The organism is Methylobacterium sp. WL6 (assembly GCF_008040095.1).
Classification (GTDB): domain Bacteria; phylum Pseudomonadota; class Alphaproteobacteria; order Rhizobiales; family Beijerinckiaceae; genus Methylobacterium.
The window spans coordinates 1-6183 of sequence record NZ_VRVH01000266.1 but is presented as its reverse complement, the minus strand read 5'-3'; the positions used below and the strand labels follow the sequence as shown (position 1 = coordinate 6183).

The following is a 6183-nucleotide window of genomic DNA, read 5'->3' as shown; positions in this document are numbered from 1 at the left end:
CCGCGACATGGCCCAGGCCGGCGGCCCGGAGGGCGCCGGCGCGAAGGCCGCCCTCGACGCGATCACCGCGGCGGTGGCGGCGGGCTGACGGCTCAGCCCACCCGCTTCCAGGTCTGGCGCTTGCAGAAGACACTCATCACGCAGCCCGAGACCTCGATCGCGTTCGGGCCGGTCATCTTGAGCGAGCCGGAATAGGTCTTCCCGTCCTTCGGGTTGTAGAGGGTGCCGGAATAGCCGTCGCCCGACGGGCTCGTGGCGTTGACGATCTGGACGCCGACGACGCTGCGGGTGCGCAGGGCCGGGTCCGGGTTGTTGGCGTCGAGGCCCTTGCCCGCGGTGCTGACGATGGTGCCGCAGAAGCCGGCGCCGCACCGCGTCAGCCGCACCTTCGAGTCGCCGGTCTCGGTCAGCCAGATCCCGGCCGGGTCGGCGGCCTTCTGCGCCTGCGCGCCGCTGCCGACGAGGCAGGACGCGACGAGGCAGGCGGCGAAGAGGGTGGGAGCGAACACAGTTGCCGGTCTCATGCGGATCCTCCGAGCGTGCCGCCCGTCCGGGCGATCGGCCCGGCAATAGCCGTGCGCACCGAAGTCCCGCAAGACGCAGCGGCGGCTGCTAAGGTCCGCGCCCGAGCACGGCCCCGAGATAGGTCTCGGCGACCTCGCAGAACGGCAGGCCGGCCCCGGTCGCGAGCACCGCGTCGACCTCGAACAGCGGGTCGTCCGGACCCGGGGCGGGGGCGCCGGGATCGCGGAGCGGGCGGAGCGCGACGTTGCGGCGGGTCGGCGCGAGCGGGCGCACCACCCGGCCAAACGGCGCGTCGGTCTCGTCCAGGGCCGCGTTCATGGCGGGCGTCAGCCGGCCCGGCACGTACCAGTTGTCGGCCTCGGACAGGACGTGGACGCCGCAGGCGAGCCGGACGCGCCGGTAGCGGACCGGCTCGTCCGGCGCGAGGCCGAGACGCTTGCGTTGCGCCGCGTCGAGGGGCTTCTCGGCCCCCGGGACCCGACGGGCGACGAGGTGCGGCTCGGCCGACAGGCCGCGCTCGGCGCACCACGCCTCCAGCACCGCGGTCGCGCTGTGGCCGGACAGGATGCGGGCCTGGAGGGCCTCGATCAGTCCCGTCGTCGCCTCGGGCGGCGGAACCGGTTCGGCCGAGATGGGACGCATCGAACCGAACATCGCCATCGCAAGCAGGAGGAGCGCCCGGACCGACGGAGGCGGGCTCGCGCTACGCCATAGGCATCGGCGGCCGAACCGTCCATGCGCCGCGTGCGCGCTGCCCGCCCGGCCCACCGCCCCGTCCCGCATCAGCGCGCCGCCTCGGCTTGGCCGATCAACGTCGCGACGCGGCGCAGCGCCAGGCCGTAGCCTTCGGTGCCGAGCCCGGCGATCACGCCGTCGGCGCGCAGCGAGACGTAGGAGTGGTGCCGGAAGGCCTCGCGCTTGTGCACGTTCGAGATGTGAACCTCGATCACCGGGCCGTCGAAGGCGTTGAGCGCGTCGAGCAGCGCCACCGAGGTATGGGTGAAGGCGGCCGGGTTGATGACGATGCCGGCGGCCTCGTCCCGCGCCGCGTGGATCCAGTCGATCAGCGCGCCCTCGTGATTCGACTGCCGGAACTGCAGCGCGAGCCCGAGCTCGCCGGCGAGCGCCCGGCAGGCGGCCTCGACGTCGGCCAGGGTCTCGTGGCCGTAGATCTCCGGCTGGCGCCGGCCGAGGAGGTTCAGGTTCGGGCCGTTCAGCACGGTGACGAGACGGCTCATGACATCCTCCTTCGCGCGGCCCGCGCACGGACGCTCGACCCATGAACCGCCGCGGCCGCGGCATCAAGCGGGCCGACAGAGCGGCGGCGCTGTCTCCGCCCCGGGCTTTGCGCGCGGGCGCGGCGGTCTACATCCCGCGAGAATCGCGCGAGGACGCGGCCGAGCCACGGAGGGACGATGAGCCAGATCGAGACCAGCGCGCCCGTGGTGATCGCCGTGGCGATCACCGGCTCGGTGCCGCGCAAGGCGGACAACCCGGCGCTTCCCGTGACGGTGGCCGAGCAGATCGAGTCGACGCACCAGGCCTTCGAGGCGGGGGCGACGCTGGCCCACATCCACGTGCGCAACGACGACGAGACCCCGTCCTCCGATCCCGACCGCTTCGCCGCCGTGCAGGAGGGCCTACGCAAGCATTGCCCCGGCCTCGTGGTGCAGTTCTCCACCGGCGGGCGCGGGCGCGACCCGGCGAGCCGGGGTCTCTCGCTGCAGCACCGGCCGGACATGGCCTCGCTCTCGACCGGTTCGGTCAACTTCCCGACCATCGTCTACGAGAATCCGGCCGCCCTGGTCACCGACCTCGCCACGCAGATGACGCGCTTCGGCGTGCGGCCGGAGATCGAGATCTTCGACCTGTCGCACCTCCACGGCGCCCGCCGCCTCGTCGAGGCCGGCCTGATCGACGCGCGGCCGCACGTGCAGTTCGTGATGGGCGTCCAGAACGCGATGCCGGCCGACGAGCACCTGCTCGACATCCTGCTCGCCGAGACCCGGCGCATCCTGCCCGGGGCGACCTGGACGGCGGCCGGGATCGGCCGCAACCAGGCGGTGGTGATGGAGTGGGCGCTGGCGCGCGGCGCCGACGCGGTCCGCACCGGGCTCGAGGACAACATCCGCATCGCCAAGGACCAGCTCGCCGCGAGCAACGCCGAGCTCGTCGGGCTCGCCGCCGAGGCGGTGCGCCGCCACGGCCGCCGGCCGGCGACACCGGCCGAGGCCCGCGCCGCCCTCGGGCTGGCGGCCTGAGATGGCTCACCTGCCCCTGAACCACATCCTCACCGGCCCGGAGGACGCACCGGTGGTGGCGTTCTCCAACTCGCTCGGGACGACGCTCGCCATGTGGGACGCGGTGGTGCCGCACCTGGCCGACCGTTACCGCATCCTGCGCTACGACACCCGCGGCCATGGCGGCTCGGCGACGCGGGACGCGCCGGCCGAGATCGACGACCTCGCCGGCGACCTCCTGGCGCTGCTCGATGGGCTCGGCATCGGCCGCATCCACGCCGTCGGCCTGTCGCTCGGCGGCATGACGATGCAGGCGCTGGCGAGCGCCGCACCCGGCCGCGTGGCGAGCCTGACCCTGATGGCGACGGCCGCCCACATGCCGAGCGAAGCGAGCTGGAACGCGCGCGCCGCGACGGTGCGCGAGGCGGGACCGCAGGCGATCGTCGCGGCGACCCTCGGCCGCTGGTTCACGCCGGGCTTCTCAGAACGGCATCCGGAGGTGGTCGCGCCGATCCGCACAGCGTTCATGGCCTGCGATGCGGCCGGCTACGCGGTCTGCTGCGGCGCGATCGGGCGCATGGACCTGCGCCCACGCCTCTCGGCGATCACCGCCCCGACGCTGGTCGTCGCCGACCGCGAGGATCCCGCGACGCCGCCTGCGATGGCCGAGGAGATCTGCCGGGGCATCCCCCAGGCGGAACTGGTGACGCTGCCGAACGCTGCCCACCTCCTCGCCGTCGAGCGGCCGGACGCGGCCGGCGCCTACCTCGCGCAGTTCCTCGACCGGCACCGGTAGGCGAGAGCGGATGCGGCGTCAGCGGACGATGGTGACGGGCCGCGCCATCGCAGGTCTCCGGCCGATCCGGTTCGGCGGTCGCCGATCGCGCGCCGCGGCGAGGCCGAGCGCGGCGGCCATGCCCGCGGTGCTCCCGCCGAGGGGGATCGCCAGCAGCACCATGAGGAGGCCGAACTTGGCCAAGAGCAGGATCGACAGCCCCGCGCCGAAGACCGCCGCCATCACGATCGCAACCATCACAGCCTCACACAACCAGTGATTGAGTTTGTAAGGTCGCGATCGGCGGTTCGGTTCCGGCCTCCCTCGCACGACGACCGTCGACGCGAGCCGTGAGGGTCGATGCGATCGGTCGACAATGGGCGCGCGACGTCATCCGCGCGTGATGCAGTCACCAGCGTCGGCGAACCCGACGGCAGCCCGTAACGGCAGATTCTTCTGAAAACCGCGCCGTTCGACGGCAGATAGAAACCGTACCTGGTCTCGGTCGCAGACGTGGCGGCGGCCGGCCTATCGTACGGGATGTCGGTACAAGATCGTATGGGGCAGCGATGGAACATCGTCCATGCCGAACCCCTCTCGGACAACCGTATCCGCGTCTGAGAGGGAGAGTGGTGGAGCCTAACGGGATCGAACCGATGACCTCTTCCATGCCATGGAAGCGCTCTCCCAGCTGAGCTAAGGCCCCACTCTCGTCCACCGCGGCTCTGGAGGTCCGCGCTGGTGTCTCGCTGGCCCGGCGATGCCGTCCGGCGAGGGCGGTTCTATAGGCGGGCCTCGGATCGGACTCAACCCCCTTTTTGCGGAAAAGCGATCGGCGATCGTTCGCCGGCGACATTCGATGCGTCCAGGGCGGCGGCGGACCGTCGGATCGGCGCCGCAGCTCGGATGACGGATCGCGGCGCGCGTGATAACCGACCGCCCCATGTTCCCGCGCGGCGCCACGCGTCGCACCGGCTTTTCGGCGCCTCAGCGCCTCCTCCGGCGATCCCGCGGCCCCGGCCCGGATCCCTCGCGAAGTTGACCGCCCGTGTCGCACGATTCCGAGCCGACCCCGCTTTCCGCCGCGCCCGGCGCCCCCCTGCGCGGACGGCTGCGGCCGCCGGGCGACAAGTCGATCTCGCACCGCGCGATGATCCTCGGCCTGCTCTCCATCGGCGAGACGCGGGTGGAGGGCCTGCTGGAGGGCGACGACGTGCTGCGCACCGCGGCCGCGGCCCGCGCGCTCGGCGCCTCCATGGAGCGCCTGGGGGAGGGACGCTGGGTGGTGCGCGGCGTCGGCATCGGCGGCCTGTCCGATCCGGCCGAGACCCTCGACTTCGGCAATGCCGGCACCGGCTCGCGGCTGATGATGGGCGTCGTCGGCGGCCAGCCGGTCACGGCGACCTTCGACGGCGACGCTTCCCTGCGCAGCCGGCCGATGCGCCGCATCCTCGATCCGCTCCGGCTGATGGGCACCCAGGTGCTCGCGGAGGCCGAGGGCGGCCGCGTGCCGCTGACGCTGCGCGGCCCGCGCGAGGCGATCCCGATCCGCTACGAGACGCCGGCCGCCTCGGCGCAGATCAAGTCCGCGGTGCTCCTCGCCGGCCTCAACGCCCCGGGCACCACCACGGTGATCGAGGCCGCGGCCACCCGCGACCACACCGAGCGGATGCTGCGCCTGTTCGGCGCCGAGGTCTCCGTCACCCCGCACGGGCCGGACGGCCACGGCCGCGCGGTCGCGCTCACCGGCCAGCCGACGCTGCGCGGCACCGAGGTGGTGGTGCCGGCCGACCCGTCGTCGGCCGCCTTCCCGCTGGTGGCGGCGCTGATCGTGCCGGGCTCCGAGATCACGATCGAGGGCGTGATGATGAATCCGCTGCGCACCGGGCTGATCACGACGCTGATCGAGATGGGCGCCGACATCGAGCGCCTGCGCGAGCGCGAGGAGGGCGGCGAGACCGTCGCCGATCTGCGCGTGCGCGCGAGCCGCCTCAAGGGCGTCGACGTGCCGGCCGAGCGGGCGCCGGCGATGATCGACGAGTACCCGGTGCTCGCGGTCGCCGCCGCCTTCGCCCAGGGCACCACGCGGATGAACGGCCTGCACGAGTTGCGGGTCAAGGAATCGGATCGCCTCGCCGCGGTCGCCGCCGGGCTCAAGGCCAACGGCGTCGCCCACCTGATCGAGGGCGACGACCTCCTCGTCCACGGCGACGGCACCGCGCCGCCCGGGGGCGGCACGGTCACGACCCATCTCGACCACCGCATTGCCATGGCGTTCCTCGTGATGGGGCTGGCCACCGCCGAGCCGGTCACCGTCGACGACGGCGCGATGATCGCCACGAGCTTCCCGAGCTTCCTGCCGACGATGCAGGCGCTCGGCGCCGGGATCGGGGAATAGGCCCGATGCCCGACAATTCGACAGCCATGGTCATCGCCATCGACGGCCCAGCCGCCTCCGGCAAGGGCACGCTCGCCCAGCGCCTTGCCCTACACTACGGCCTGCCCCACCTCGACACCGGCCTGCTCTATCGCGGCGTCGCGCTGACCCTGCTCGACGCCGGCGCTTCCCTCGACGACGAGGCCGCCGCGGCGCGGGCGGCCGAGGGCCTGATCGCCGACCGCCTCGCCGACCCGCGCCTGCGC

General features: G+C 73.2%; 8 protein-coding genes and 1 tRNA gene. 4 read left to right on the top strand and 5 right to left on the bottom strand.

Annotation, left to right across the window (positions count from 1 at the left end):
- Window positions 1-92: 92 nt before the first annotated feature.
- From FV230_RS22980 to aroQ, 3 genes are all read right to left on the bottom strand, one after another.
- Window positions 93-524, bottom strand: coding sequence for a DUF2147 domain-containing protein (locus FV230_RS22980; protein ID WP_147726843.1), 432 nt, complete (start codon window positions 522-524; stop codon window positions 93-95).
- A gap of 88 nt (window positions 525-612) precedes the next feature.
- Window positions 613-1167 (bottom strand): hypothetical protein, encoded by a 555-nt coding sequence (locus FV230_RS22975; protein WP_147844050.1) that lies wholly within the window; start codon window positions 1165-1167, stop codon window positions 613-615.
- A 140-nt stretch (window positions 1168-1307) separates the two neighbouring features.
- The gene (gene aroQ, locus FV230_RS22970) at window positions 1308-1763 is read right to left on the bottom strand and encodes a type II 3-dehydroquinate dehydratase (RefSeq protein WP_147844049.1); all 456 of its coding nucleotides are present in this window, start codon (window positions 1761-1763) and stop codon (window positions 1308-1310) included.
- A gap of 177 nt (window positions 1764-1940) precedes the next feature.
- On the opposite strand from aroQ, the gene FV230_RS22965 reads away from it, so the two are divergent.
- Both FV230_RS22965 and pcaD read left to right on the top strand, forming a co-directional pair.
- Entirely contained in the window at window positions 1941-2786 is an 846-nt protein-coding gene (locus FV230_RS22965) for a 3-keto-5-aminohexanoate cleavage protein (protein WP_147844048.1), read from the top strand.
- Window position 2787: 1 nt separating this feature from the next.
- Window positions 2788-3561 carry a 3-oxoadipate enol-lactonase gene (gene pcaD, locus FV230_RS22960; RefSeq protein ID WP_147844047.1) on the top strand — a complete coding sequence of 258 codons (774 nt, stop codon included), beginning with the start codon at window positions 2788-2790 and terminating at the stop codon, window positions 3559-3561.
- Between the two features lie 18 nt (window positions 3562-3579).
- Here the strand turns inward: pcaD and FV230_RS22955 are convergent, their stop codons facing one another.
- Both FV230_RS22955 and FV230_RS22950 read right to left on the bottom strand, forming a co-directional pair.
- Window positions 3580-3798 carry a hypothetical protein gene (locus FV230_RS22955; RefSeq protein ID WP_147844046.1) on the bottom strand — a complete coding sequence of 73 codons (219 nt, stop codon included), beginning with the start codon at window positions 3796-3798 and terminating at the stop codon, window positions 3580-3582.
- 372 nt (window positions 3799-4170) lie between these two features.
- A tRNA-Ala gene (locus FV230_RS22950) sits at window positions 4171-4246 on the bottom strand.
- Window positions 4247-4588: 342 nt separating this feature from the next.
- Here FV230_RS22950 and aroA point away from each other — a divergent pair.
- Together aroA and FV230_RS22940 are read left to right on the top strand one after the other, a co-directional pair.
- Complete coding sequence (aroA, locus tag FV230_RS22945; protein ID WP_147844045.1) at window positions 4589-5938, top strand: 3-phosphoshikimate 1-carboxyvinyltransferase; 1350 nt, start codon at window positions 4589-4591, stop codon at window positions 5936-5938.
- Between the two features lie 5 nt (window positions 5939-5943).
- Window positions 5944-6183: (d)CMP kinase (locus FV230_RS22940; protein ID WP_187275593.1), on the top strand; the 240-nt coding region annotated here is incomplete at its 3' end.

Excerpts from the sequence above, each read along its gene's own strand:
- aroQ (WP_147844049.1), bottom strand. The coding sequence starts at position 1,763 with ATGAGCCGTCTCGTCACCGTGCTGAACGGCCCGAACCTGAACCTCCTC.
- FV230_RS22965 (WP_147844048.1), top strand. The coding sequence starts at position 1,941 with ATGAGCCAGATCGAGACCAGCGCGCCCGTGGTGATCGCCGTGGCGATC.
- FV230_RS22955 (WP_147844046.1), bottom strand. The coding sequence starts at position 3,798 with ATGGTTGCGATCGTGATGGCGGCGGTCTTCGGCGCGGGGCTGTCGATC.
- FV230_RS22975 (WP_147844050.1), bottom strand. The coding sequence starts at position 1,167 with ATGCGTCCCATCTCGGCCGAACCGGTTCCGCCGCCCGAGGCGACGACG.
- pcaD (WP_147844047.1), top strand. The coding sequence starts at position 2,788 with ATGGCTCACCTGCCCCTGAACCACATCCTCACCGGCCCGGAGGACGCA.
- FV230_RS22980 (WP_147726843.1), bottom strand. The coding sequence starts at position 524 with ATGAGACCGGCAACTGTGTTCGCTCCCACCCTCTTCGCCGCCTGCCTC.